Origin of the sequence: Paenarthrobacter sp. NPDC089322 (assembly GCF_040684895.1) — a bacterium.
GTDB lineage: Bacteria > Actinomycetota > Actinomycetes > Actinomycetales > Micrococcaceae > Arthrobacter.
In genome coordinates, this window is sequence record NZ_JBFBGW010000006.1 from 91,942 (window position 1) to 116,306 (window position 24,365).

The 24,365-nt window shown below is 62.8% G+C and carries 24 protein-coding genes; 14 read left to right on the forward strand and 10 right to left on the reverse strand.

What is annotated here, in order from left to right; genetic code table 11:
* Position 1: 1 nt before the first annotated feature.
* The 3 genes from AB0N65_RS08760 to AB0N65_RS08770 form a co-directional block, all read right to left on the reverse strand.
* Entirely contained in the window at positions 2 to 829 is an 828-nt protein-coding gene (locus tag AB0N65_RS08760) for a carbohydrate ABC transporter permease (RefSeq protein WP_364160382.1), read from the reverse strand.
* Between the two features lie 79 nt (positions 830 to 908).
* A complete protein-coding gene (locus AB0N65_RS08765) occupies positions 909 to 1,838 on the reverse strand; it encodes a sugar ABC transporter permease (protein WP_364160176.1) in 930 nt (309 codons plus the stop codon).
* Entirely contained in the window at positions 1,835 to 3,163 is a 1,329-nt protein-coding gene (locus tag AB0N65_RS08770) for an extracellular solute-binding protein (RefSeq protein ID WP_364160178.1), read from the reverse strand. Before AB0N65_RS08770 ends, AB0N65_RS08765 begins: the two co-directional genes overlap by 4 nt.
* A 207-nt stretch (positions 3,164 to 3,370) precedes the next feature.
* Between AB0N65_RS08770 and AB0N65_RS08775 the strand changes: the two genes are divergently transcribed.
* The 3 genes from AB0N65_RS08775 to AB0N65_RS08785 all read left to right on the forward strand — a co-directional run bounded on the left by AB0N65_RS08775 (position 3,371) and on the right by AB0N65_RS08785 (position 6,378).
* On the forward strand, positions 3,371 to 4,444 hold the full coding sequence (locus tag AB0N65_RS08775; protein WP_364160180.1) for a LacI family DNA-binding transcriptional regulator: 1,074 nt from the start codon (positions 3,371 to 3,373) through the stop codon (positions 4,442 to 4,444).
* Between the two features lie 167 nt (positions 4,445 to 4,611).
* Positions 4,612 to 4,992 carry a hypothetical protein gene (locus AB0N65_RS08780; protein WP_364160182.1) on the forward strand — a complete coding sequence of 127 codons (381 nt, stop codon included), beginning with the start codon at positions 4,612 to 4,614 and terminating at the stop codon, positions 4,990 to 4,992.
* Positions 4,993 to 5,040: 48 nt separating this feature from the next.
* Complete coding sequence (locus AB0N65_RS08785) at positions 5,041 to 6,378, forward strand: hypothetical protein (RefSeq protein WP_364160184.1); 1,338 nt, start codon at positions 5,041 to 5,043, stop codon at positions 6,376 to 6,378.
* 13 nt (positions 6,379 to 6,391) lie between these two features.
* On the opposite strand, the gene AB0N65_RS08790 is transcribed toward AB0N65_RS08785, so the two are convergent.
* A complete protein-coding gene (locus tag AB0N65_RS08790; protein ID WP_364160186.1) occupies positions 6,392 to 7,852 on the reverse strand; it encodes a lipase maturation factor family protein in 1,461 nt (486 codons plus the stop codon).
* 111 nt (positions 7,853 to 7,963) lie between these two features.
* Between AB0N65_RS08790 and dxr the strand changes: the two genes are divergently transcribed.
* The 6 genes from dxr (at position 7,964) to AB0N65_RS08820 (ending at position 13,800) form a co-directional block, all read left to right on the forward strand.
* Positions 7,964 to 9,148: a 1-deoxy-D-xylulose-5-phosphate reductoisomerase gene (gene dxr, locus AB0N65_RS08795; protein ID WP_364160188.1), complete on the forward strand. Its 1,185-nt coding sequence runs from the start codon at positions 7,964 to 7,966 to the stop codon at positions 9,146 to 9,148.
* Between the two features lie 34 nt (positions 9,149 to 9,182).
* On the forward strand, positions 9,183 to 10,514 hold the full coding sequence (locus AB0N65_RS08800) for a site-2 protease family protein (RefSeq protein WP_364160190.1): 1,332 nt from the start codon (positions 9,183 to 9,185) through the stop codon (positions 10,512 to 10,514).
* Positions 10,515 to 10,586: 72 nt separating this feature from the next.
* Positions 10,587 to 10,880 carry a YciI family protein gene (locus tag AB0N65_RS08805; RefSeq protein WP_364160192.1) on the forward strand — a complete coding sequence of 98 codons (294 nt, stop codon included), beginning with the start codon at positions 10,587 to 10,589 and terminating at the stop codon, positions 10,878 to 10,880.
* 45 nt (positions 10,881 to 10,925) lie between these two features.
* Positions 10,926 to 12,092 (forward strand): flavodoxin-dependent (E)-4-hydroxy-3-methylbut-2-enyl-diphosphate synthase, encoded by a 1,167-nt coding sequence (ispG, locus tag AB0N65_RS08810; RefSeq protein ID WP_364160194.1) that lies wholly within the window; start codon positions 10,926 to 10,928, stop codon positions 12,090 to 12,092.
* Positions 12,055 to 12,933, forward strand: coding sequence for a DUF4081 domain-containing protein (locus tag AB0N65_RS08815; RefSeq protein ID WP_364160384.1), 879 nt, complete (start codon positions 12,055 to 12,057; stop codon positions 12,931 to 12,933). The genes ispG and AB0N65_RS08815 overlap by 38 nt, the downstream gene beginning before the upstream one ends.
* A gap of 135 nt (positions 12,934 to 13,068) precedes the next feature.
* Positions 13,069 to 13,800 carry a hypothetical protein gene (locus tag AB0N65_RS08820; RefSeq protein WP_364160196.1) on the forward strand — a complete coding sequence of 244 codons (732 nt, stop codon included), beginning with the start codon at positions 13,069 to 13,071 and terminating at the stop codon, positions 13,798 to 13,800.
* 61 nt (positions 13,801 to 13,861) lie between these two features.
* Here the strand turns inward: AB0N65_RS08820 and AB0N65_RS08825 are convergent, their stop codons facing one another.
* Genes AB0N65_RS08825 through AB0N65_RS08835 form a run of 3 tightly spaced genes read right to left on the reverse strand, consistent with a single transcriptional unit; the run spans position 13,862 to position 15,983 of the window.
* Positions 13,862 to 14,473, reverse strand: a complete 612-nt coding sequence (locus AB0N65_RS08825; RefSeq protein WP_364160198.1) for a TetR family transcriptional regulator — start codon at positions 14,471 to 14,473, stop codon at positions 13,862 to 13,864.
* Positions 14,470 to 15,213 (reverse strand): ABC transporter permease, encoded by a 744-nt coding sequence (locus AB0N65_RS08830; protein WP_364160386.1) that lies wholly within the window; start codon positions 15,211 to 15,213, stop codon positions 14,470 to 14,472. Before AB0N65_RS08830 ends, AB0N65_RS08825 begins: the two co-directional genes overlap by 4 nt.
* 8 nt (positions 15,214 to 15,221) lie before the next feature.
* Positions 15,222 to 15,983 carry an ABC transporter ATP-binding protein gene (locus AB0N65_RS08835; protein ID WP_364160200.1) on the reverse strand — a complete coding sequence of 254 codons (762 nt, stop codon included), beginning with the start codon at positions 15,981 to 15,983 and terminating at the stop codon, positions 15,222 to 15,224.
* Positions 15,984 to 16,487: 504 nt separating this feature from the next.
* Between AB0N65_RS08835 and AB0N65_RS08840 the strand changes: the two genes are divergently transcribed.
* A complete protein-coding gene (locus AB0N65_RS08840; protein ID WP_364160202.1) occupies positions 16,488 to 18,299 on the forward strand; it encodes a proline--tRNA ligase in 1,812 nt (603 codons plus the stop codon).
* Complete coding sequence (locus tag AB0N65_RS08845; RefSeq protein WP_364160204.1) at positions 18,296 to 19,090, forward strand: TSUP family transporter; 795 nt, start codon at positions 18,296 to 18,298, stop codon at positions 19,088 to 19,090. Before AB0N65_RS08840 ends, AB0N65_RS08845 begins: the two co-directional genes overlap by 4 nt.
* 15 nt (positions 19,091 to 19,105) lie before the next feature.
* Here AB0N65_RS08845 and AB0N65_RS08850 read toward each other — a convergent pair whose 3' ends face one another.
* From AB0N65_RS08850 to AB0N65_RS08860, 3 genes are read right to left on the reverse strand one after another with little or no spacing between them, the layout of a single operon-like run.
* A complete protein-coding gene (locus AB0N65_RS08850) occupies positions 19,106 to 20,128 on the reverse strand; it encodes an aminoglycoside phosphotransferase family protein (RefSeq protein ID WP_364160206.1) in 1,023 nt (340 codons plus the stop codon).
* Positions 20,129 to 20,182: 54 nt separating this feature from the next.
* A complete protein-coding gene (locus tag AB0N65_RS08855) occupies positions 20,183 to 20,911 on the reverse strand; it encodes a VIT family protein (protein WP_364160208.1) in 729 nt (242 codons plus the stop codon).
* Positions 20,912 to 20,958: 47 nt separating this feature from the next.
* Positions 20,959 to 22,056 (reverse strand): DUF4439 domain-containing protein, encoded by a 1,098-nt coding sequence (locus tag AB0N65_RS08860; protein ID WP_364160210.1) that lies wholly within the window; start codon positions 22,054 to 22,056, stop codon positions 20,959 to 20,961.
* Positions 22,057 to 22,161: 105 nt separating this feature from the next.
* Between AB0N65_RS08860 and rimP the strand changes: the two genes are divergently transcribed.
* The 3 genes from rimP to AB0N65_RS08875 all read left to right on the forward strand — a co-directional run bounded on the left by rimP (position 22,162) and on the right by AB0N65_RS08875 (position 24,290).
* Positions 22,162 to 22,773, forward strand: a complete 612-nt coding sequence (gene rimP / locus AB0N65_RS08865) for a ribosome maturation factor RimP (protein ID WP_364160212.1) — start codon at positions 22,162 to 22,164, stop codon at positions 22,771 to 22,773.
* Complete coding sequence (gene nusA / locus AB0N65_RS08870) at positions 22,773 to 23,753, forward strand: transcription termination factor NusA (RefSeq protein WP_364160214.1); 981 nt, start codon at positions 22,773 to 22,775, stop codon at positions 23,751 to 23,753. Before rimP ends, nusA begins: the two co-directional genes overlap by 1 nt.
* A 195-nt stretch (positions 23,754 to 23,948) precedes the next feature.
* A complete protein-coding gene (locus AB0N65_RS08875; protein ID WP_364160216.1) occupies positions 23,949 to 24,290 on the forward strand; it encodes a YlxR family protein in 342 nt (113 codons plus the stop codon).
* Positions 24,291 to 24,365 lie beyond the last annotated feature (75 nt).

A 24,365-nucleotide genomic window follows, 5' to 3' on the forward strand; every position in this document is an offset into this window, starting at 1 on the left:
TCTACTTGCTGAATCCGGCGGTCAGGCCGCTCAGGAGCTGACGCCGTCCTACTACGTACAGCACCAGGATGGGAAGCGTGCTCAGGACCACCGAAGCCAGGACGGCCGGGATGTTGACGCTGAACTCACCTTGGAAGGTCCACAATCCCAGTGGGAGGACCCGGAGGTCCGGGCTCTGGGTCAGCACCAACGGCAACAGGAACCCGTTCCAAACATGCAAGCCGTTGTAGATGGACACGGTGACGATCGCCGGGCGGGTCAGCGGTAGGGCAAGCCGCCACATGGTCTGCCACTCGCTGCATCCGTCCAGGCGCATCGACTCAAAGAGCTCGTTGGGAACATCGCGGATGAAGTTGGACAGGATGAGGACCGTCAGCGGAATCGCGAAGGCGATGGACGGAAGCATGATGGCCAGGAGACTGTCGTACAGGTTCAACCTGATGATCATCAAGTAGATCGGAATGATGGTTGCCTGCAGTGGAATTGCGAGGCCCATCAGGAACACGCCATTGACCAGCTTCAGGAACCTGCCGCCACCCCGGACGATCGCGAACGCTGCCATGAAGGAGACCAGGACCGTGGGGATGACTGCGCCGAGAGTGACGATCGCACTGTTCATGAAGTACGTCGCGAAGTTGGACTCCAGGACCAGTTGGTAGTTCTCAAGGGTCGGGGACAGCGGCGGCGCCAAGGGGTTCTGGCCGAAGTAGCCCTCTGATGTCTTGAGGCTGGTGATGACGATGTAGTAGACGGGAATAATGATGATCGCCAACCAGATCCACCCGCCCAGCCCGCCGGGGATGTTGAGGCGTCTCAACCGCGATCCCATGCTTTGGCCGTTTGCCGGCGGCATGGCTGCGGAACCGGGGCTGGGCGTTTCCTGCTGGTTGGCCAGTACGGTGCTCACGCTACATTCCTTCCAATTGGCTGCCCTGCTTGTCCTTGCCGCCAAGGCGTTGCAGGAACAGGGCAAGGGCCAGGCCGATGACCACAAGAATCACCGCGATGACGCTTGCCGGTCCCATGAGGTTGGCCCGGAAACCTCGTAAGTACATGTCCAAGGCAAGGATGCGGGTGGAGTTCCCCGGGCCGCCCCCGGTCAGGACGAAGATGAGGTCGAAGTAGGTCAATGAACCCACAACCATCAGCGTGGACGAGGTGATGATGGTGTATTTCAACTGCGGCAGAGTGATGTGGAAGAACTGCTTGATGGTGCCCGCTCCATCAATCTGCGCTGCCTCGTAGAGGGACTTGGGGATCTGCCGTACGCCGCCTTGGTAAATCAGCGTGTGGAAGGGAACGAACTGCCACGCGATGACGAAGATCACCAGGCCCAGGGCCAGTTGCGGCACGCCGAGCCAGTCCTGTGCAAGGAAGGGCAGGCCAAGTCCCATGGCCAATCCGAAGTTCGGATCAAGGAGCGCTTTGAAGGCGATCGCCACAGCGGCCGACGACAGCAGGAGAGGCAGGAAGTACAGCACCGCAAGGGCTGCCCGGTATTTTTGGCTTCCCGCTGTAAAGACTCCCAACAGCAGGCTGATCGGCGTCTGGACGAGCCAGGAAGCGATCATGATCATGAAAGTGAGCCCCAGCGCGTTGTACAGTTCGGGGTCGGCAAGGACGGACGTCCAATTGCCCATGCCGGCTGCGCCGATCGCCCCGATGCCGTCCCAGTTGGCGAAGCTCAGGATGAGGACGCCAACAAGGGGTACAACGGCGAAGACCAGGAAGAACACCAGCGCCGGAAGGGTCAACCAGGCCAGCGGGGAACTCCTGGCTCCGGCCTTGGCCGTTTGTTGTGTGGGAGCGGCGGGACGTGCCTGTGTTGACGTGCTCATTTGCCCAGCGTTGCGTTCATGTTTTCGGCGAACTGCTGCGGGGTGATCGACTTCAGGAAAAGCTGGTCGATGTTGTTCAAGAGCGCTTCCGCAGCTGTAGGACTCAGGGCCTGGTCCCAGGACTGCTGGAAGCTGGGTGCGTTCTTTGCCAAGTCATAGACGAAGTTCAGGAAGTCCTTGTCCGGCGATGAGGCCAGCTTGTCCTCGATCCCGTTGACAATCGGAACGGACCCCGAGTTGATGTAGGCGTCAATGACGGTGTCGGTCAGGATGCCTTCCTTGAAGAACTTTTTGGCGGTTTCCTTTTCCTTGTCCGTGGCCTTGGACGAGATGGACATGTACTGTGCCGGATTGCCTACACCGTTCTTGGGGTCGCCCTTGCCGCCCGGGATCGTGGGGAACCGGGCAAAGCCGAGCTTTCCATCCTGGACGAAGTTCTGTCCCTCCTTCTTCATGGCCCCGTACGTCCAGGATCCATGGAGCATCATGGCTGCTTTTCCGGTGAACAGCAGAGCCTGGTCCGCCTTGGAGTCAGCCGTAATGGATGAGAATCCCTTGATGAAACCGTCGGCTGAGACCAGTTCCTGGATTTTGGTCCCGGTTTCGATCACAGCCGGGTGCAACCACGCATCAGGCTTGCCTTCAAAGATGGCGGTGAAGACTTCAGCCCCGCCGATGCGGTCCAGCAGATACTCCAGCCACATCATCGATGTCCAGCGCGACTGGCCGCCGAGGGAGAACGGTGCGACGCCCATGTCATTGAAGGTTTTCACCAAGGACATGACGTCGTCCCACGTCTTGGGCGGCTCTGCCCCGGCCTTCGCGAAGAGTTCCTTGTTGTAGAACAACACGATCGGAGCGACGTACTGGTTGGGCAGGGCGTAGATCTTTCCGTTGACCGTCGCTGCGCCGAATGACGAAGGAAAGAACTTGTTCTTGAGGTCCGGGTTGGCGTCGAACCACGCTGTCAGGTCTTCAACCTGGTTGGCTTCGGCGTAGGTTTTCAGGCCGCCGCCGCCCCATCCATAGACGATCGTGGGAGCCTGGCCGGCACCGATGGCGGTCTTGATCTTTGTCTTGTACGCGTCGTTCTGGAAGTAGGTGACGGTGATCTTGTGGTCCGGGTTCGCTGAGCCAAAGGCATCCACGGCTTTCTGCATGGTGGTCTGGTTGGGCTCTCCCGTAAGGAACCACATGCTGGCACCGGCGCCTGAGCCGGTTCCTCCGGGCCCCGATGTGCCGCAGGCTGTGGTGGCCATGGCGGCGAACGGCGTCAGGGCAGCGAGGGCCAGAAAGGAACGCCGGGACGACTGGAATTGCTTCATTGCTTCTCCATGGGTAATCGCATGAACAGAGTGCGAGAGACAAAATTATCGAAATATTTCGCTCCGGTGATTTAGATCACGGTATAAACTAAAGGCGAATTGTGGCGACGTCAAGCCCTTGTTTTAGCTGTTCTCGATCGCGTCTTGCCAGGGTGCGCGTTCCGGTGCATTATCGAAACAACAGAAAATTTTCGAAAGCCGGGGGACATGAGTACCAGCACCAAACCGTCGAAGCTGACGCTGGCCGCAGTGGCCAAGGAGGCCGGAGTGTCCACCCCAACCGTCTCCAAAGTGGTCAACGGTCGCGAAGATGTGGCGGAGGCGACCCGCGCCCGCGTCCTTGCCGTTCTGGAGAAAACCGGTTACCGGTCACCACTCCAGAGAAAAAGCCTCCCGGCCGCCAGCACGGTCGAAGCCGTGTTTGACTCGCTCAACTCCGCGTATTCCGTTGAAGTCCTGAACGGGGTGCTGGAGCAGGCGTCCGTTGCCGACGTCGAGGTGATTCTCTCCGTCACCAGCCGTCAGGTGGGGCCGCCGGTCAGTCCCGAGGAGCGGGCCCAGCGCATGATCGATGAACGCCGGAGCGGCATGATCGTGGTCACATCCGCCTTCGACTCAGCGCAACTGCGGGCCTTTCAACGCCGGCAGATTCCGATGGTGGTGATTGACCCGCTTAATCCGCCGGCCCTGGACGTCTTCAGCGTAGGAGCCAGCAACTGGGCGGGCGGCAAGGCGGCTGCGACACACTTGCTGGAATTGGGGCACCGGCGCATTGCCTACATCGGCGGGCCCGCTGCAGCGGAATGCAGTCAGGCCCGGCTCCATGGATACATGGCCGCCCTCATGGCGGAAGGCATCACCGTGGACCACGAGTACGTATCGTCCGGACCATTCCGGCCGGAGAACGGCGTGAAGGCCATGAAGGCACTGCTCGCGCTCGAAGATCCGCCCACGGCGATTTTTGCCGCCAGCGACAGCATTGCGCTGGGTGTCCTCGCTGAGGCGCGACGGCAGGACGTCCGCATACCGGAGGAGATGAGCCTGGTTGGCTTTGACGGCACGCACCAGGCTGAAGAATCCGTTCCGCCACTGACATCCGTTTCCCAGCCCCTCCAGGAGATGGGTCGCTCCGCGCTCAGCTTCGTGTTGCGCCAGGTCCGCGGTGAAGAAGTTGACTCCCGCCGGGTGGAACTCGCCACCCACCTCGTGGTGAGGGAGTCGACGGCGGCGCCACGCACGAGCGTCCTATGGAGAAACGCGGCGCGGACACAACGCCGCTGACCTGGGCCCGCACCTGTCGTCACGTTTGGGGGACTCCGGCCACGTATGGGTTGTGAGCGGTCCGTGTTTGTCCGGTTCCTTGGGACATCGCTTCTGCGAACAGCCCATTGGAGGTTCAATTCCGGGTCGTGTAACGGCCCGGACGGAAACCGGCTAAGGAGACCCTCGTGCCCGATCCCCACAACCAGGGGGCAGCCAAGCAGCCGCCCCGTCGCTACCGCCTGAACGTGCCCCACGCAGATGAGGCGGTGGTTGCCTGGATGGAATTGCAGGACAACCAGTCGATGTCCATACGCATGCTGATCCGGGCCAGTATCGAGCGGTTTGGTTATGTGGACATCGTTAACAGGCCTGTCCTGCCGCTCCCTGCGCCAAGCCAGGCGCCGGACGTTCCCGCGCATGAACCGACGCACGGTACCCGCCACATGGAAGCCGGCCCCACGGCGGCTCCTGGACAAGCACCCCGCGGGGTGCGGCAACAAGAGGTCCTGCAACCATCAGTCGCGCAGGTGGACGTCAACGACCTCTTCACCCAACTGCGGCGATAAAGGCCTCCTCGAGCCGTACTACCCAATCACTTGAACGAAGGATATTGCATGACTATTTCGACCAATCTCACGGGCGGCATCGATGTCGGGAACGGCTACGTCAAGGGGCTCATCCGCGGGCCTCTTGGCGCCGATGCCGGGGAGGCCGACGTGATCGACCTCCCCAGCGGCGTTGCCTTGATTACCCGCTCCAACGCGCTTCCAGCGCCGGACCGGGAAGCGCCCGGGCGAATGGAAGGTAATTTCTACAACGAGCTGGACGTGAGCTTTTCGTCGCCGCTGATCGGTGACCAGTATCGCCGGTTGTTTGGTGTCAGGGCGTTGAGCGCACCGGGGGCTTTCGAAGAGTTCGACGTCATCGGGCACAGGAGCAAAGCCGAGCAGGAGTTGAGCAAGATCCTCGTCATGGGGGCTTTTGCAGCGAAAGCCCTCCGCGACCATGTACGCGACAATGGATCCCTACCTCCCGTGGATGAAGCCCTGAGCGTGCGTGCGAGGGTCGCACTTGCCTTGCCGATCAACGAGTACCTGTCGCACAGGACCAGCTACGCCAGCGAATTCATGAGCGGCATCCACACGGTTACCATCCATAACTTCGAAACGCCGGTGACAGTGAAGTTGCGGTTCATGGATGTGCAGGTCATCCCTGAAGGCGCCTCTGCGCAGTACGCCATCACCGCCCAAGGTGCCCCGCTGATGGATGCGATGCTGGCCGATGTCCGCCGTCGCGGATTGGCGTTGGAGGGAATCACGTCAAGCGATGTCCTGGCGGCACAGCACACCATCGGTATCGATGTCGGCGAAGGCACCGTCAACTTTCCGGTCTTCACGGCGGGGCAGTTCAACGCCGATGCGTCCACCACCTTCAAGAAGGGTTACGGCACAGTCCTCACTGATGCCCTGAAAGCCATGCGCGACCGTGGATTCCAATCCGGTTTCACTTCCAGAAAGCAGCTCTCCGAGTACCTTCACGCAGGACCGTCCGCCCTCAAGCGCAACTTCTACGAGCGGGTGATGGGTTTCGTCGACGAGGAAACGATGTTCTTTGCCAAGGAGGTCGCAGAACAATTCGGCAGGGTTCTGGCTGTGGTGGGTGCGACGACGGAAGTCGCCTATGTTTATGGCGGCGGCGCCGGGGCCGGTGCTGTCAAGGAGTACCTGTACAGCGCATTACTGGCCAAGGCTGCCGAGATGAACAGCGAAGATTCGTTTCCGACGCTCTACCTCGACTCCAGCTATTCACGGCATTTGAACCGCGAAGGCCTATATATCGCTGCCGAATCCGTGGAACGAAAGGCCCACGTCACGGCCGCCACGCCCGGGAAGCGCAGCACCAAAAGGGCCGGGGTGACGGAGGACAAGGAGTTGTCCGGCACAGCTGTGTAGGGCCCACAGGTTGCTAACGCAGCCAATGCCGCCGCGGCGTCAGTGACAACGGTGGAATGGCGTCATACAGCGGAATCCGCACCCACCTCTCGCCGGTTTCGCGGAACTCCGCGCGGCTCGCGAAGCGGTAAAGGTAGCTGCGGGCACGCACCCAACGCGGCCTCCCGCCGTCGAACGGGTCATGGCGAAGCAGCCGAAGCGTGGGCGGATCGGCTTGCAGGAGCTTGTCCAGGAAAGCGTAGAACCAGTCCTCATGGACCGTTCGCAGCGGCAGGAACCACATCAGCCAATCCAAGCGAAGATGGTACGGCGCCCACTGCCGGGGCAATCGCCGGACGTCGCCTGGTTTTCCCTTGAAGCCGTATTCCCGCCAACGGTCGTCGGGGGCGTCGGGTTCCTCATCCAAGGTGCCTTCCACCACGATCTCGATCCGTTGCTTGGTCACCGTGCCGAAGGCGCCGTACGCGTTGACCAGCCGCCAACGGTTGAAACTGGCGTTCATGAGTTGCCGTCGTGAGAAAAGGTTGAGCAGCGGGCGGTAGCTGAGGACCAGCAGCAGCACCGTCACGGCAAGTACGACGGCGAGCCACCACACCGGGGTCTCCGCGCCACGGTGCCACTCGAGCGGGATGAAGGGAAAAACGGCGTGGGCCACCGGGTCACTGACGGCAGCGAAGGCCAGGACAATGGCCGACCAGTTCAGCCAGGCAAAGTTGCCGCTTCCCACCAGCCACAACTGGGTCACGATAATGATGGCGGCAGCGATGCTCGCCAGAGGCTGTGGAGCGAACAGGAAGAACGGCACTACGAGCTGCGCGAAATGGTTGCCGACCACCTCCACTTTGTGCAGGGGGCGCGGCAAAAGGTGTGCTTGGCGGCTCAACGGCCCGGGCATCGGTTGCGTCTCATGGTGGTAGAACATGGCCGTCATATCGCGCCACTCGCGGCCCCCCCGGATTTTGATCATGCCGGCACCGAACTCGAGCCTGAAGACCAGCCACACGATCAGGATCAGGATGGTGGTGGGCGGGGGAGTCTGGTCCGAACCGAGGAAAGCCACCGTGAAACCGGCCTCAAGCAGGAGGATCTCCCAGCCGAACCCGTAGAACGTCTGGCCGACGTTCACGATCGACATGTACAGCATCCACAGGGCGAGGAAGGCCAGCATGGGCACCCAAGGAGGGCCGGTTTGCGGGAGGCCAACCAGCAACAGGGCGGAGACGCCGATGCCCACCCCGCACACCGTCCGCAGCAGGGCATCCGAATAGCGCCACTGGAACACGGTAGGACGGGCGAGACGGCGGGCCATGTCCAGGAAGGCAGGTACCGGAAGCAAGCCGCGCTCGCCCAAGAGGGCGGGGAACTGGTTCATGGTGGAGAGGAACGCAACCAGATAGAGCGCGGCCGTGCCGCGTTGCAGGACCTGCCGGGCGAATTCAAAGTCCCGCGCATCAAACCAGGCGAGCCACTCCACGACTTCCACGTTACGCGGGAGCGATTCGCGGTCAAGGAGTGGCGGTGCCGGTTTTCCACTTACGGTGCCGTGGCGTTCGCTGTGGCTTGTGGGGGCTGGGATACTTAAGCAATGCAGCCGCGCAAGATCGTCATCCTCGGGTCCACCGGTTCCATCGGCACACAGGCGATTGACGTCGTCGAGGCCGCCCCGCATCTCTTTGAAGTGGTGGCCCTGAGCGCGGGCGGCGGCAACGTGGACCTGATCGCCCGGCAGGCGGTGCAGATGCGCGTGCAGGCTGTCGGCGTTGCCCGCGGCGATGCCGGGGCATTGCGGCAGTTGATCGATCAGGCCGCATCACAAGCCGGGCTCCGCAACTTCGCGCCCGAAATCTTCGTTGGCCCTGATGCCTCCGCGCAGATTGCCGCCATCTCCTGCGATGTCGTCCTCAACGGGATCACGGGCTCCATCGGTTTGGCGCCTACGCTCGCTGCCCTTGGCTCTGGCGCCACGCTGGCGCTCGCCAACAAGGAGTCCTTGATCGTAGGGGGCGCCTTGGTGAAGGCCGCGGCCCAGCCGGGGCAAATTGTGCCTGTTGATTCGGAGCACTCGGCGATCGCCCAGTGTTTGCGCTCAGGTTCAGCCCCGGAAGTGGAGAAGTTGATCCTCACCGCTTCGGGGGGACCGTTTCGAGGACGGACACGGGAGCAGCTTCACAGTGTTACACCGCAGGAAGCGTTGGCGCATCCTACTTGGGACATGGGCCTCATGGTCACCACCAACTCGGCCAGCCTGGTGAACAAGGGCCTTGAAGTCATCGAGGCCCACTTGCTCTTCGATGTTCCCTTGGACAGGATCGACGTCGTGGTCCACCCGCAGTCCGTCGTCCACTCAATGGTCCAGTTCGTGGACGGATCCATCATCGCGCAGGCATCGCCTCCGGATATGCGGCTCCCCATCGCCTTGGGCCTGGGGTGGCCCCACCGCGTTCCACGTGCCGCCCAGGCTTGCGACTGGACCCAGGCCACCAGTTGGACCTTCGAACCCCTTGACTCTGTTGCGTTCCCCGCGGTCGACCTCGCCAAGGATGCCGCAAAGCAAGGCAGCACCTACCCGGCTGTCTTCAATGCCGCCAATGAGGAAGCTGTTGAGGCGTTCCATGCAGGACGCATCAGGTTCACGGACATCGTGGACACAGTGGAGTCCGTCCTCAGCGAACATTCAGGATCCTCGGAGCTGACGGTGGAGTCGGTATTGGATGCTGAGAGTTGGGCACGCACCCGTACCCACGATCGTTTAGCCACCAGCACCCTGTAGCTGGCACACCTCCTATGGAAGCAGTCCCACCGGCATGAGTCCCGTCCTCCTTTTCATCCTCGGAGTCGTCTTCGTCGCTCTCGGCGTAGCCGTCTCCATCGCCCTTCACGAGGTCGGCCACCTCGTTCCTGCGAAGCTCTTCAAAGTCCGGGTAACCAAGTACATGATCGGCTTCGGCCCCACCCTGTGGTCCAGGAGAAGAGGGGAAACCGAGTACGGCTTCAAGGCCCTTCCGCTGGGTGGCTACGTCGCCATGATCGGCATGTACCCGCCCAACAAGGACGACGGTGGCGTCAGGCCGTCCAGTACCGGGATGTTCCAAACCCTTGCATCAGAGGCCCGTTCGGTAGCGCATGAGGAAGTTGGTCCCGGGGACGAAAACCGGGTCTTCTACAAGCTGCCCGTTTGGAAGAAGATCATTGTCATGCTCGGGGGGCCGGCCATGAACCTGCTCATCGGGCTGGTTCTGACGGCGGTGCTTCTCATGGGTTTCGGCGTGGCCACGGCAACCACCACCATCGCCGACGTTTCGAAGTGCCAGGTAGCCGCGGGGGAGACCGTCGATCCGGACTCCGCCGACTGCAAGCCGACACCCGCGGCCGCAGCAGGGCTGCAGCCGAACGACACCATCACGTCCTTCGACGGGAAGCCCGTCACTGATTGGGATGAGCTGACGGGCTGGATCAGGGCTTCTGCGGGGCGGGAAGTTCCCATCACGGTGGAGCGCAGCGGCGAAGCTGTATCCACCACGGTGACGCCTGTGCTGACCTCCCGGCCGGTCATTGGTTCTGACGGTCGTCCCGAACAGGACGCAAACGGCGTGTTGAAGTACCAGGAAGTAGGCTTCCTCGGCATCGGTGCCCAAAGCGACCTTGTGCCCCAACCGGCGTCGTCCGTGCTCCCCATGGCGGGGGAGAACATCAAGCAGATATCAGGCGTGATACTCAACCTGCCGGCAAGGGTGGCGGGCGTGGCCAAGGCTGCCTTCAGCGAGGAGCCCCGCGATCCCAACGGTCCCATCAGCGTGGTGGGCGTGGGGCGGGTTGCCGGCGAGGTGGCCGCAATGGAAGAGATTCCCTTGAAGGCCCGCGTAGGTGCACTGGTGGGGCTGCTTGCAGGGCTCAATTTCGCGTTGGCGATCTTCAACCTCATCCCCCTCCTGCCGCTGGACGGCGGCCACGTTGCGGGCGCGCTGTATGAAGGACTACGACGGCGGGTGGCGAAGTTGCGTGGCAAGCCGGACCCCGGAGCCTTCGACATCGCGAAGCTGCTTCCGGCCACGTACGTTGTGGCTGCCCTGTTGATGGCCATGGGCGCGCTGCTGATCTACGCCGACATCGTTAAGCCGGTGAATATCTTTGGGTAGGCATCCACTGCAAAGGCAAGGTGATCCGCTGACGATGGGGGATCACCCGGTGCATCGGGATAGGCTAGCACCATGACTGTTTTCGCTGTTGAGTACGTATATGTTGCCGATTCCGGCGCCCTCCGCGACGAAGCCCGCCCCGCTCACCGTGCCTGGCTGGGCGATCTGGCTGAAGAGGGCAAGCTGCTGGCGAGCGGCCCCTACGGTGACGGCGCCGGCGCGCTGCTGATCTTCAAGTCCGCGGACGAAGCCGAACTCAATGACCTCCTCAAGCAGGATCCGTTCGCAGATGCCGGCGCAATCGCCGGTATCCGCACCACCGAATGGTCCCCGATCATCGGCGTCCTGGCCGACCACGCGTCCTAGTCCTGGCGCCCCACCACAAGATCCACCCCAACCCAAGGAGTCCACGTGACCTCGGTCAGCCTGGGAATGCCATCTGCCCCTCCACCAGTCCTTGCCCCACGCCGCAAGACGCGGCAAATCAAGGTTGGGTCCGTTGGCGTAGGTTCCGACTCGCCAATCAGCGTGCAGTCCATGACCACCACACCCACCACGGACATCAACGCCACCCTGCAGCAGATCGCGGAGTTGACGGCTTCCGGCTGTGACATTGTTCGCGTTGCCTGCCCGTCCGCAGATGACGCCGAGGCACTGCCCATCATCGCCCGCAAATCGCAGATTCCGGTGATCGCGGACATCCACTTCCAGCCGAAGTACGTCTTCGCCGCCATCGAGGCAGGCTGCGCCGCGGTCCGCGTAAACCCCGGCAACATCCGCAAGTTCGATGACCAGGTGAAGGAAATCGCTGCAGCGGCCCGGGACCATGGCACGTCCATCCGTATCGGCGTCAATGCAGGTTCGCTGGAGCCAGGCATCCTGAAGAAGTATGGCAAGGCAACGCCGGAGGCACTCGTCGAGTCGGCCGTTTGGGAAGCCTCTCTATTCGAAGAGCACGGTTTCCATGACTTCAAGATCTCCGTGAAGCACAACGACCCCGTGGTCATGGTGGCGGCGTATGAGATGCTCGCGGAAAAGGGCGACTGGCCGCTGCACCTGGGCGTGACTGAAGCCGGCCCGGCCTTCCAGGGAACCATCAAGTCGGCCACGGCATTCGGCGCGCTCCTGTCGCGGGGTATCGGTGACACCATCCGAGTTTCGCTCTCGGCACCGCCCGTGGAGGAAATCAAGGTGGGCAACCAGATCCTGCAGTCCTTGAATCTTCGCCCACGCAAACTGGAAATCGTGTCTTGCCCGTCCTGCGGACGCGCCCAGGTAGATGTGTACACGCTGGCCGAGCAGGTCACTGCCGGTCTCGAGGGCATGGAAATCCCGCTGCGCGTCGCCGTCATGGGATGTGTCGTCAATGGCCCGGGTGAAGCCCGCGAAGCGGACCTCGGCGTGGCATCGGGCAACGGCAAGGGCCAGATTTTCGTGAAGGGCGAAGTCATCAAGACTGTGCCCGAAAGCCAAATTGTTGAGACACTGATCGAAGAAGCGATGCGAATCGCTGAAGAGATGGGGGAGGCCGATGGCGAAGATGCTGTCAAGGGTAGCCCCGTGGTTAGCGTCTCGTAACGAGACAGGCCTGGGCGTCAGGGTGCTCGGCGGTGCCGACACCCTGGCCCTTCGCGCGCTTGCGGGTGAAGACCCCGTGTCCAACGTCTTCATCCTGGCGCACTTGGACAGTGTCGGAACTGCTGCCCCCACCAGTGGTGGCGCCAGCGTCATTGGCGTGTTTGACGACGAGACCCTCCTCGGAGCATGTTGGGCCGGGGCCAACCTCGTCCCGGTCCAGCTTGATCCCGAGTTTGCCGGGCACGTCGCCGCGGCCGCCCACCAATCCGGCAGGCGATATGCCTCGATCTTTGGCCCCGCCGATACCGTCCTTGCCCTCTACTCCCGCTTCGAACAATTGGGCCACTTTGCCCACGAAGTCCGTTCCAGGCAACCCCTCCTGAGCCTTTCCGGGAAACCGTCCATCGAAGCAAACCCCCGGCTTACCTTTGGAACCATGGCTGATTTCGACCGCATCCTCCCGGCATGTGCGGCCATGTTCGAAGAAGAAGTGGGCTACTCGCCCTTCCTGGGCGGTCATGATTTCTACAGCAGGCGGGTAGCAGGACTTATCCGTCAAGGACACTCCCTGGTCCACATCGACGAAGCCGGAACGGTCGTTTTCAAGGCTGAGCTGGGTGCCGTCACCGCGGACGTCACCCAGGTGCAGGGCGTTTGGATGAACCCGGAAATGCGTGGACTCCACCAGAGCGCCGGCTACATGGCCGCCGTCGTCAATCTTTCCCGGACATACGCTCCGGTGACGAGCCTCTATGTCAACGACTACAACGCCAAGGCGCGGGCTACCTACGAAAGGGTGGGCTTCGAGCAAGTCGGCACGTTCGCGACCGTCTTGTTCTAGACCCGCTTCGGCCCTCCCAACTGAGTCGCAGTTAAGCACGTTCTGAACGCTCAAAAAGGCATCTTCTGCTACTTACTTGTAGTCTTGTCCCGGTTGGCATGCGCCAACGAATCACTCGACTTCCTTGGGGAACAAATGAATAAGAACGCTCTGCGCGGATTTGCCGTGTCGGGACTGCTGGTCATGGGCCTTACCGCCTGTGGCGGCTCCGGTGCTTCCACGAAAGCCGCCTCGGCTCCCGCCAGCGAAACGGCGACACCTACGCCGACTCCGACGCCGGTCAAGGACTACACCGTGGATGAGCTGACGGCCATCATGGTCCAACTTCGTGACGACAACGGACTGCAGCTTGCGGTGATGTCTATGGCAGATATGGCCGGGACGGCACAGCAGAGCAAGGCAATGTTCGAAGGCGCCGCTATAGAACCGGCCCAGTGCAGGGAGCTTGTGCTGGCCAGCCTCTTCCCGATTGAGAACGTGAAGGGCGTAGTGGGTACAAGCGTGGACGTTGCTGCCGGATCGTCAACCGCACTGTCCTTGGCGTCCGGACTGGACCAGGATCGCCTGGAGGCGGACTTTGCAAAGCAGGACCAGATCAGCGAGTGTTCGAGTATGGCAATGACCATGGGCGAAACGAAGGTGACGATGGAGATGCGTCCGGTCGAGGTATCCCTGGCAGCTCCGGTCTCAATGGCATTGCGTACCGACTCATCATTCGCTGACGGCCGTAAGCAATCCATGATCATGGTCAGGGGATTGAAAGACGGAGTTCTGATTAACGCACTCGCGAATGGTGGAAAGACGGAGCAAGAAGCTGTCGCCCGCGCCGCAGACCTTGTCAACCAGGCTGTGGAACTCATCAAGTAGCCACTAAAACCAGGTAGCAGCACATGCCGTTTTGGGCTCTCAAAACGGCATGTGCTGCTACTTACTTGGGGGAGCGCAGGTCTCCGGTGAGGTACCGCTGGATGTTGGGTGCCACCTTACGCACAACGTCGTCCTGCGAGGCTGAGGCAAGGGGTTCCAAACGCACCACGTAGCGGACCAGGATGAGGCCGACGGTCTGCGTAGCCACCAGGTTGCCCCGCAGCAGGACCTCTTCCTCGGACCCCTGCACGCCTGCCATGACCCTGGACAGGATGGCACGCGTCACCACTTCCCGCAGCATGGCCGTCTTGGTCTTCGACCCGATGGTGCCGCGGGCAAACGCCACGAGTGCGTGCTGCGCAGGGCTTTCCCACAGCCGCAGGATGGCGCGGACAAGGGCCTCGGACCGATCGGCAGGATCCAGGAGCTCCACTCCGGCAAGTACCTCGGCCGGGTCCACCGGCAACTCCACGCTGCACGCGAACAGTTCGTCCTTGCCCTTGAAAAAGTGGTGCACCATGGCGGGGTCCACTGAGGCCTCCCGCGCTACTTGGCGCAGGCTTGTGCCGTCAAAACCCTGCTCGGCGAACAGCTTGCGGGCAGCCGCCAGGATGGTTTCGCGGGAGTGATCGCCAACCCTTCTCCGGCCCCTCCGCAAAGGCTGGAGGCTCATGACGTTTGCCTCCGCAACGTCAGGGAAGCCAACACGAGGACGCCCACCACGATTCCGCCCATCACCACGGTGTCCTGCCACATCGTGTCCGTTGCATCTGTGTTTGCTGCAATCTCCTGGAGGGCATCTACCGAGAAGGTCAGCGGCAGGACACCGGAGATTGCCTCGAGGACATCGTTCATGCGGTCACGTGCCACGAACAGTCCGCACAACAGAATTTGCGGTACCACCACAACCGGCATGAATTGGACGGCTTGGAACTCGGTACGGGCGAACGCTGAGCACAACAGCCCCAGGGCGACGCCGAGTACTGCGTTGATGACGGCGATCATCACCACGAAGCCCGGGCTTCCCTTGATGTCGAGATCAAAAATCCAATACGCAACTGCTGTTGCCACCAGTGATTGGAGCGCGGCCATGATGGAGAACGCCAGGGCATAGCCGAAGAGCAGGTCCGCTTTATGGATGGGGGTCGTCAGGAGGCGTTCCAATGTCCCCGACGTTCTCTCCCTCAGCATGGTGATGGAGGTGACCAGGAACATCACCACGAACGGGAAGATGGCGAGCATCATGAGCCCTACGCGGTCGAACGTGCGGGGAAATCCCGGTGGAAGCGTTTCGTTCTCGAACAGGAAATAGACGGCCGTGAGCAACAATGCGGGGACCACAAGGATCAGCGCAATGCTTCGGTGGTCGTGGCGCAACTGGCCCAGGACGCGGGCAGTCGTCGCAAGGGCCATCCGGGGGTTCACGGTGCCACCCGCCTTTCCTTCACATCTTGTTGGGTGGCCTGGCCGCGTTCAGCATCCTTGATCATGGTCAGGAACGCCCGTTCCAGGTCGTTGCTGCGCCCACGCTCAGCCAGTTCAGCCGGAGTGAGCTGGGCCAGCAGCAGTCCGTCCCGCAGAAGCAGCAGGGACGAACAATGCGAGGCCTCTTCCATCACGTGGCTGGAGACCAGCAACGTAGTCCCGTGGGATGCCATGCCGGCGAACCGCTCCCACAGTTCGGCGCGAAGGACGGGGTCCAGCCCGACGGTCGGTTCATCCAGGACCAGCAGCTTTGGGCGGGCCACCAGCGCACATGCCAGCGAGACGCGGCTGAACTGCCCGCCGGACAGGTTTCCCGCCTTCTGCCGGGCAAACGCTTGAAGTCCGACGGCGGCAATCGCCTCGGTGACGTCGGCCGCCGTCGAGCCGTGCAGTGCACCGAAGTACCTGACGTTCGCCTCGACGCTCAAGTCTCCGTACACGCTGCCGCCCTGCGTGACGTATCCGACGTCGCGCCTCAAACCGGCGGAGCCGGCAGGGCGGCCGAGTACGGAGATCGATCCGCGGGTGATCCGCTGCACGCCGACGATTCCGCGCATGAGCGTTGTCTTGCCGCTGCCCGAGGGCCCAAGGAGTCCCGTAATGCAGCTCTGCTCCACCGTGAAATCCAGTCCGCGCAGGATTTTTGTCCGACCCCGCGAGATCTCCAAACCCTTTGCTTCCATGGCTACATGGGACATGATTGCCTCCGGCTGAGCTTTAATTCACCAAGTGATGAATTAAACCTAGATCCGGCGTTAGGGCAGGTCAAGGGGCACGCGGCGAACCTCCATCCTTGAAAACGTGTCCGCAATCACATAAATTCATCCCTAGCCGTGTCGTTGGGGCGCGGGTGGTGACAGGGGGAATCATGACTTTGACCTTGAAGGATGCCCAGGGCAGCCGCACCACCCAAAAGCTCGGCAGTGACCATTGCTTCCCAGTCGCAGGCGATCCCGTTCCGCTGGAGGGAACGGGAAGATAGTCCCAGGACAGAGTCTGCGGCCGGCCGGCCGCTGAGCCACGCCATCGCAGGATGACCAGCCGGATTCGGCCAGGGGCTTCCGGACGCGGCGGCGTGGCTCTTCTGTGACAGACGCGTTGGAGCAGCGCCTCGAAACACCGTTCAAGAGGTCGTGCTGCCAGCCGGTAGATTAGTAGACAGTTGTTTTTGCCACATCTGCCATAGAAACGGATACGTACCCGTGGTCCTTCGCCTTTCCCATCTATTCCTGCGCACGTTGCGTGAAGATCCCGTCGACGCCGAGGTTGCCAGCCACAAGCTTCTGGTCCGGGCCGGATACATCCGCCGCGCAGCCCCCGGAATCTACACGTGGCTTCCGCTGGGACTGAGCGTCCTGCGCAAGGTGGAGGAAGTCATTCGCCAGGAGATGGCGGCCATCGGGGCGCAGGAAGTCCACTTCCCGGCGTTGCTTCCGCGCGAGCCCTATGAGGCCACCAACCGCTGGACCGAGTACGGCGAAGGCCTGTTCCGCCTCCAGGACCGCAAGGGAGCGGACTACCTTCTGGCTCCCACGCATGAGGAGATGTTCACTCTCCTGGTGAAGGACCTGTACTCCTCGTACAAGGACCTGCCGCTGAGCCTGTACCAGATCCAGAACAAGTACCGCGATGAAGCTCGCCCCCGGGCCGGCCTCCTCCGTGGCCGCGAATTCATCATGAAGGACTCCTACTCCTTCGACGTGGACGACGCCGGCCTGGATGCCAGCTACGCCGCCCACCGTGCCGCGTACCTGAAGATCTTCGAACGCCTCGGCCTGGAAGTTGTCCCCGTTGCCGCAACGGCGGGTGCCATGGGCGGTTCCAAGAGTGAGGAATTCCTGTTCCCCACGGACATCGGCGAGGACACGTTCGTGCGTTCCGCGGGTGGTTATGCTGCCAACGTTGAGGCCGTGACCACCGTGGTCCCGGATGACATCGACTTCAGCAACGCGCCTGCCGCCGAGGTTTTGGACACCCCGAACACGCCCACCATTGAAACGCTGGTGGACGCAGCCAACCAGTTGGCTGCTCGGAGCGAGGCCGACGGCGGCGCCTGGACTGCCGCCGACACGCTGAAGAATGTGGTCCTTGCCGTGACGCTGCCTACTGGTGAGCGGCAGATCGTTGTGATCGGAGTTCCCGGCGACAGGGCAGTGGACCTCAAGCGCGTGGAAGCCAACATCGGCGCCTTCCTGCCGATCGCCGGCGAGATCGGCCTGGAAGCGGCCAACGAGGAAGACCTCAAGAAACTTCCATGGCTGGTCAAGGGCTACATCGGCCCCGGCCTTTCCCTCGACAACGCTGTCCTCGGCCTTGAAGGCTCCTCAAAGTTGCTCTTCCTCGTGGACCCACGCGTTGTCTCCGGCACCAGTTGGGTCACCGGGGCCAACCTCGAAGGCAAGCACGTCTTCGGGCTTGTCGCCGGCCGCGACTTCACGTGGGATGGCGTCATTGAGTGCACTGAAGTCCGTGCAGGAGACCCCTCGCCCGATGGCTCGGGCCCCCTGGAGACGGCCCGCGGCATCGAGATGGGCCACATCTTCCAGCTCGGCCGTAAGTACGCCGAGGCGCTGGACCTGAAAGTCCTGGACCAGAACGGCAAGCAGGTTGTGGTCACCATGGGCTCCTACGGAGTTGGTGTCACCCGTGCTGTTGCTGCCCTGGCTGAGGCCAACCACGACGACCGCGGCCTTGTCTGGCCCCGCGCCGTGGCACCGGCCGATGTCCATGTGGTGGCCGTAGGCCGCGGGGACGAGATCTTCGAGGCAGCAGAAAAGCTCTCAGCCGAGCTTGAGGCTGCCGGCCTGGACGTCATTTTCGACGACCGCCCCAAGGTCTCACCCGGAGTCAAGTTCGGCGACGCGGAGCTCTTGGGCGTGCCCACCATCCTGGCTGTTGGCCGTGGACTCGTTGACGGCGTCGTGGAAATCAAGGACCGCCGCAGCGGCGACGCCGAGAACATTTCGGTGGACAAGGCCGTCGATTACGTGGTCAACGCCGTCCGCAACCGGTGATTTCAGGCTTCGAGTCCATCCAGCTGACCACCCTCATTTTGATTGTGGTGGCTGGATTCGCTGCCGGCTGGGTTGATGCCGTAGTCGGGGGCGGGGGACTGATCCAGCTCCCCGCCCTGCTGCTGGTGCCGGGAATCACTCCCGTCCAGGCGTTGGCTACCAACAAGATGGGCTCCATCTTCGGTACCACCACGAGCGCCACGACCTACTACCGCCGGGTGGGCCCGGACCTCAAGACAGCCGTTCCCATGGCGGTGATTGCACTTGCCGGAAGCTTCGGTGGTGCCATTCTTGCGGCGTCCCTGCCTGCCAGCGTTTTCAAGCCGATCATCGTGGTCGCGCTCATCGCCGTCGCCATATTCACTGCCCTGCGGCCCACCGCCGGTGAATTGACGGCCCTGCGCCATGACGGCCACAAGCATTACGTCGTCGCATGCCTCATCGGCGCCATGATCGGGTTCTATGACGGCCTCATCGGCCCTGGAACCGGCTCATTCCTGGTCATCGCCCTGGTCTCGGCCATGGGCTACGCCTTCCTCGAAGCAAGCGCAAAGGCCAAGATCGTCAACATGGCCACCAACGCCGGTGCCCTGCTCTTTTTCCTCCCCCATGGCTCTTTGCTGTGGGGAGTGGGACTGGTCCTCGGCTTGGCGAACATGGCCGGAGGCTACCTTGGAGCCCGGACGGCTGTTGCCCGCGGAAGCGGCTTCGTCCGGATCGTCTTCCTGATCGTGGTGGGTGCGCTGATTATCAAGCTCGGTGTGGACGTCTGGAACGACACCTTCCGGTAGCCGGCCTGCCGCCGGTTACCCCGCGGCCTCGCCGGGTTGGGGAAGTTCGTGGGCGTGGGGCAGCCCCTCCAGAGTCCTGCCGGCCAGCGTACTGGCCACCCAAAGGGAACGAGCGAGGTCGCCCCCATGGCCTGGTTTGCCGGCAGACCACAGAGCGTTGTCCACTTCGCGGACGATGCTCCACTGCCTGGCCACCTCGGGGTCAAGGCCGGCGGCAAGGCTGAAGTCCCGGCAGCGCTCCCACAGGCCTTCTGCCGGGCTGGCCGCAGGCAAATCCCTGATCCGGTTCCACAAAAGGGGTGCGACGGCAAATTCGGCTTCGCCGACCTGGGGCTGGGGATCGATGGCAAGGTAGTCGCCGCGACCTGGCTGATCGGCGCCGGGAACTCCCAGGATGTTCATGAAGTGGAGGTCGGTATGCACCAGAACATCAGTGCCGGAACGTCGGCCCACGGCCCCACGGGTCTGGCAGACTTCCAAGGCAGCTTCCAAAAGCCACCGGGGAAAGGGACGATCCAGCTGCTCCCACGTGGCGGGCAATTCGTCGCTCCAGCGCTCCGCAGTGGCCGCGACGTGCTCAAAGTCCTGCCATTCGGCGCGGGCATCCGGTGTGATGGAAAGCCGGCGCACGATGGCGCCCCAGATGTCCCGGGCTTCGTCCAAGGGGGCATCCTGGAGCCAGCGGGTTGCGTCCAGGCGTTCAAGGAGCATCGAGCAGCTTGCTGCGTCGGCGCCCAGGAGGCGCACGGCTCCGTGGCCACCCCATAACGCCAGCGCGTGGCGCTCAACGAGCGCTTCCTCGTGCGGGTACGCGATTTTCAGCGCAGTTGGAGTGCCGTTCTGCAGGACCGGGATAACCAGGGCGCCATGTCCGTTCCACGGCTCAGCCCCGGGCGCGAGGTCCACTGAGAGCTGCCAGCGGTCCAGGGCCTCCGCGATGAGCCCGGGGAGGCTGGCCAGCCAGTCCCGTCCCGCGGAGTTGCGGTTGTAGCGGGCATGCAGATCGCCCGGTATCGGAATGATGGCGTGAAGGGTCACGCGATCAGCCTAGCTCTGCGGTGGCAAACGCAGATGGCGAAAACGCCGCCGCGGCTAGAAAATGCCGCTGGCACCCAGCATGCTGCCGATCGTGAAGGTCGCAGCCAGTGCCAGCGCTCCTCCCGTCACCACCCTGGCCGCTGCCCTGAACTTGGGCGCACCGCCGATCCATGCCCCGACGGCGCCAGTGATGGCGAGCGCAAGCAAGACCGCTACGAACGTCAGGGGAACCCGCATCTCCGGAGGTGGTAGCAGGATGGCCAGCATGGGAAGCACGGCACCAAGGGTGAACGCTACCGCGGACGCGAACGCAGCGTTCCAGGGACTGACGATGTCTTCTTCCTGGATGTTCAATTCCGCGGACAGGTGTGCGGCGAGGGCGTCGTGTTTCGTCAATTCTTCTGCCACAGTCCTGGCTGTACGGGGAGTCAGGCCCTTGGCTTCATAGATGGCTGCGAGCTCGCTGAGTTCTTCTTCCGGCTGTTCTGCGAGTTCCCGGCGTTCCTTTTCGATCAACGATTTTTGGGTGTCTCTCTGGCTGCTGACAGAGACATATTCGCCCAAGGCCATGGAGACCGCACCGCCTACCAGGCCGGCAGTACCTGCGGCCAGGATGCTACCGGTGTTGGTGGTGGCCCCGGCTACGCCCACAACGATTGCGGCCACGGAGACAATGCCGTCGTTGGCTCCCAGAACTCCGGCCCGCAGCCAATTCAACCGGTGGGCGAGGTCGTCCCGGTGCGGTTCATTCCCGTGGGTCGTGGCAGTTTCCGGGGATGCCATGGTTCAAGCCAAGCACTGGCCGCCTGTCTTGGCCAGCATGGATAGGCTTAGCTATCCTGCCTGTCGTGTCGGGCTGGGACCGGGCGTCGCCAGGGCGGCAACTCATCGGCATCGAGCTCCAACCCTGGTAACACGGGCAGCGGGGCACCCCAGGCAAGGCTTCTGCGGCCCGCGGCCAGCAGGCCGCTGATCGCCCAATCACGCGTTTCGCCCTCAGACAGAGCGATGAGGTCACCGAATCCCGGCAAGGAGTCCGACTCCAACGTGCCCAAGGCAGCTCCCGGATCCTCGGCGAACTGCGTGGGAAGTGTATATCCGGCTTCCCGGGCGGGAACGTCGCCGCAATTGCTGCGGGTGAGGGCTTCCGCCTTCTGCAACAGTTTCTCGTGCACCGCCAGGTCCCTCGCCGCGGAAACCGCAGCTTCGGCATCGATCCGCTTGAGGGCCACTTGGTAGACGTACACCGCTTCCTGTTCGGACCGGACGGTGGCGGCCAGGGCAGCGTCCGTGGTGGCAGCTGTGCTCTCCGCGGTGGGGCTCACCGAGGGGCATTGAACCGCCTCCGGTAGTGGAGCTGTGTTCGTGCTGCCTGAAGGGCTTCCCGACGTCGGCGAAGGTACAGGCAGTTGCCACGCCGCGGCGAGTTTCTCTGCCTCCAGCAGTTGGGCGGACCCGACGGCGGCGAGCAGCCGCGCGATCCCGCCGTCGGCTTCGCGCGCGTGGTCCAGCCGCTGCCGGCCGCTCGTGGCAAGGCCGGCCACAAAGGAAGCGCGCGTCGGTTCGCCGGCCGTTTCAGCACTGGACGGTGGAGCGCTGGACGGTGGGGCGCTGGTGTCGGAGGATGCAGCCGGATCCTGCAGGGCGCGGGCATGGGTTGTCAGCAATGTCACAGCATCGCCCAAGGCCTTGGCGTCGGTGCCCGGGTCAGCGGCGGCAGCCAAGGAGTCTGCGGACCGGCGGAGCAGCAAGGTTCCGGCCAAAGCTTCGGTGCGGGCGGTCTCGGAGAACGGAACGGCCGGGGGAGTCCCGGAATCCCGCGGAATAAGGACTATGCCGGTACCCACAACAAGCAGGGCGACTACTGAAACGAGCAGGACCCGGCCCCACGCTGGTGCCTGTCGTTTTTCACTTGCCTGCTCGTTCACAACACACCATGGTGTCACGTGGGCGGCCAACTCCGTGCACCATGAGCTCCCGAAAATCGTTAGGCTAGTAGTCACAACAACATCTATCGGGAGGCGGCGGGCAACGTGAGTGACTCGGAAGCCACGACTTCAACGGACCGTACTGAATCCAACTCAACGGCCACCATCCACAACCCGGAAGAGAGCAGGCTCAAAGCTTTGCTCGAACCGGCTGTCCTTGCCAACAGGCTTTACCTCGAGGATGTTTCCATCCACGTTGCCGGTTCCCACCGCACCGTCCACGTCGTGGTGGACCTTCCGCAGGAAGAAACCGGTGGCGTCAGCCTTGACGCTATCGCGGACGTCTCCCGGGGCCTGTCCGATATCCTTGACAACGACCCCCATGACGACGGCCGGCCCTACGATCTCGAGGTTTCCTCGCCGGGCGTCGGTCGGCCGCTCACTGAACCCCGACACTGGCACAGGGCCCGTGGCCGAATGGTCAGAGTCAATGTCATCCAAGGCGAAAACATCCTGGGCCGCATCGCGTCCGTGGAGGCAGATGCCGTGACGTTGATACCGGAGCACGAGGTCAAGAAGGGCATGAAACCCAAGCAGGGTGACCCCATCACTATTCCTTTCGACAGGATCCGGCACGGAAAAGTCGAGATTGAATTCAGCCACCTCCACGAGGCCGGGCTGGCAGACGAACACAATGGACCTTCCGAGGAGGCCTAATGGATATTGACATGAGCGCACTGAGACTCCTGGAGCGTGAGCGTGAAATTCCGCTGGACCTCCTGATTCCCACCATCGAACAGGCGTTGCTGGTGGCGTACCACAAGACGCCCGGGGCATTCGAGAAAGCCCGCGCCGAGCTGGACCGCAAGAGCGGCCACGTGACCATTTGGGCTACCGAGATCGACGACGACGGCGAAGCCATCGGCGAGTTCGAGGACACCCCGGCCGGCTTCGGCCGCATTGCGGCCAGCACCGCGCGGCAAATCATCCTGCAGCGCCTCCGCGATGTTGAGGATGACAACGTGCTGGGCGAATTCAAGGGCCGTGAGGGCGAGCTCGTGGCCGGCATGATCCAACAGGGCAACAACCCGCACATGATCCAGGTCAACCTCGGGTCTGTGGAAGCCCTGCTTCCCCCGCCCGAACAGGTCCCCGGAGAGAAGTACGTCCACGGCAGCCGCCTGCGCGCGTTCGTCGTGGATGTCCACCGCGGCGCCAAAGGCCCGTCCATCACGCTTTCGCGCTCACACCCGGGCCTGGTCCGCAAGCTGTTTGAAATGGAAGTCCCCGAGATCGCGGACCGCTCCGTGGAGATCGTGGCCCTGGCCCGCGAAGCAGGTCACCGCACCAAGATCGCCGTCAAGGCGAACGCCCCGGGCGTCAACGCCAAGGGTGCCTGCATCGGTGAAATGGGTTCCCGTGTCCGTGCCGTGATGACTGAACTCAACGATGAAAAGATCGACATCGTCGACTTCAGCGACGACCCGGCAACGTTCATCGCGAACTCCTTGTCGCCGTCGAGGGTGAATTCCGTCACCATCACGGACGAGGCAACCCGCTCGGCCAGGGTGGTGGTTCCCGACTACCAATTGTCCCTGGCGATCGGCAAGGAAGGCCAGAATGCACGCCTTGCCGCCAAGCTGACTGGATGGCGGATCGACATCGTCTCCGACGCCACCCCGGCAAAGACCAACTAGGGGCGTATTCCGGCGGTCTTGACCGTCGGAATACGCCGCGCTGGCGGCGCCACGGTTTCGGCTGTCCGGGACCGGGGGGCTAGAATGGATAGAACCGGGCTTTCATCCGGTATCCGCGCGCCTCGGCGTGCCTCGTCTGTATGTGCAGATCGTGGCGGTCCGGCGCAAGTTGCGTAAGGCAGGTAAGGACACATCGTGGCTGAACTGCTTGAACGCGGCCATGTGCCCGTTCGCACCTGTATCGGATGCCGGAAGCGAGGCTCCCGGTCCGAGCTTCTCCGGCTGGTCGCCCAAGGCGGCGGTTCGTCCGCTGTCCTGGTCGATATTCGACGCCGGATGGCCGGCCGGGGTGCGTGGCTGCACCCCAGCGAAAAGTGCTTGGCATTGGCGATCAAGCGGCGAGCCTTCGGAAGGGCCCTTGCGGGCGCTACCGAAACAAGCGCCGTCGAACGTCACCTGATGCCGGGTACGCCACTTGTGGAGGCCCCGGTCGCCACAGGAAAACCGTCCAAACCTGAAAGCGGGTCAGAAATCTGATGGAAACCCGATGAGTTCCCAGCGATGAGTGCGTAACGATGACAACTTTGTTGCGCTCTGCAAAGGGCCCTTTCG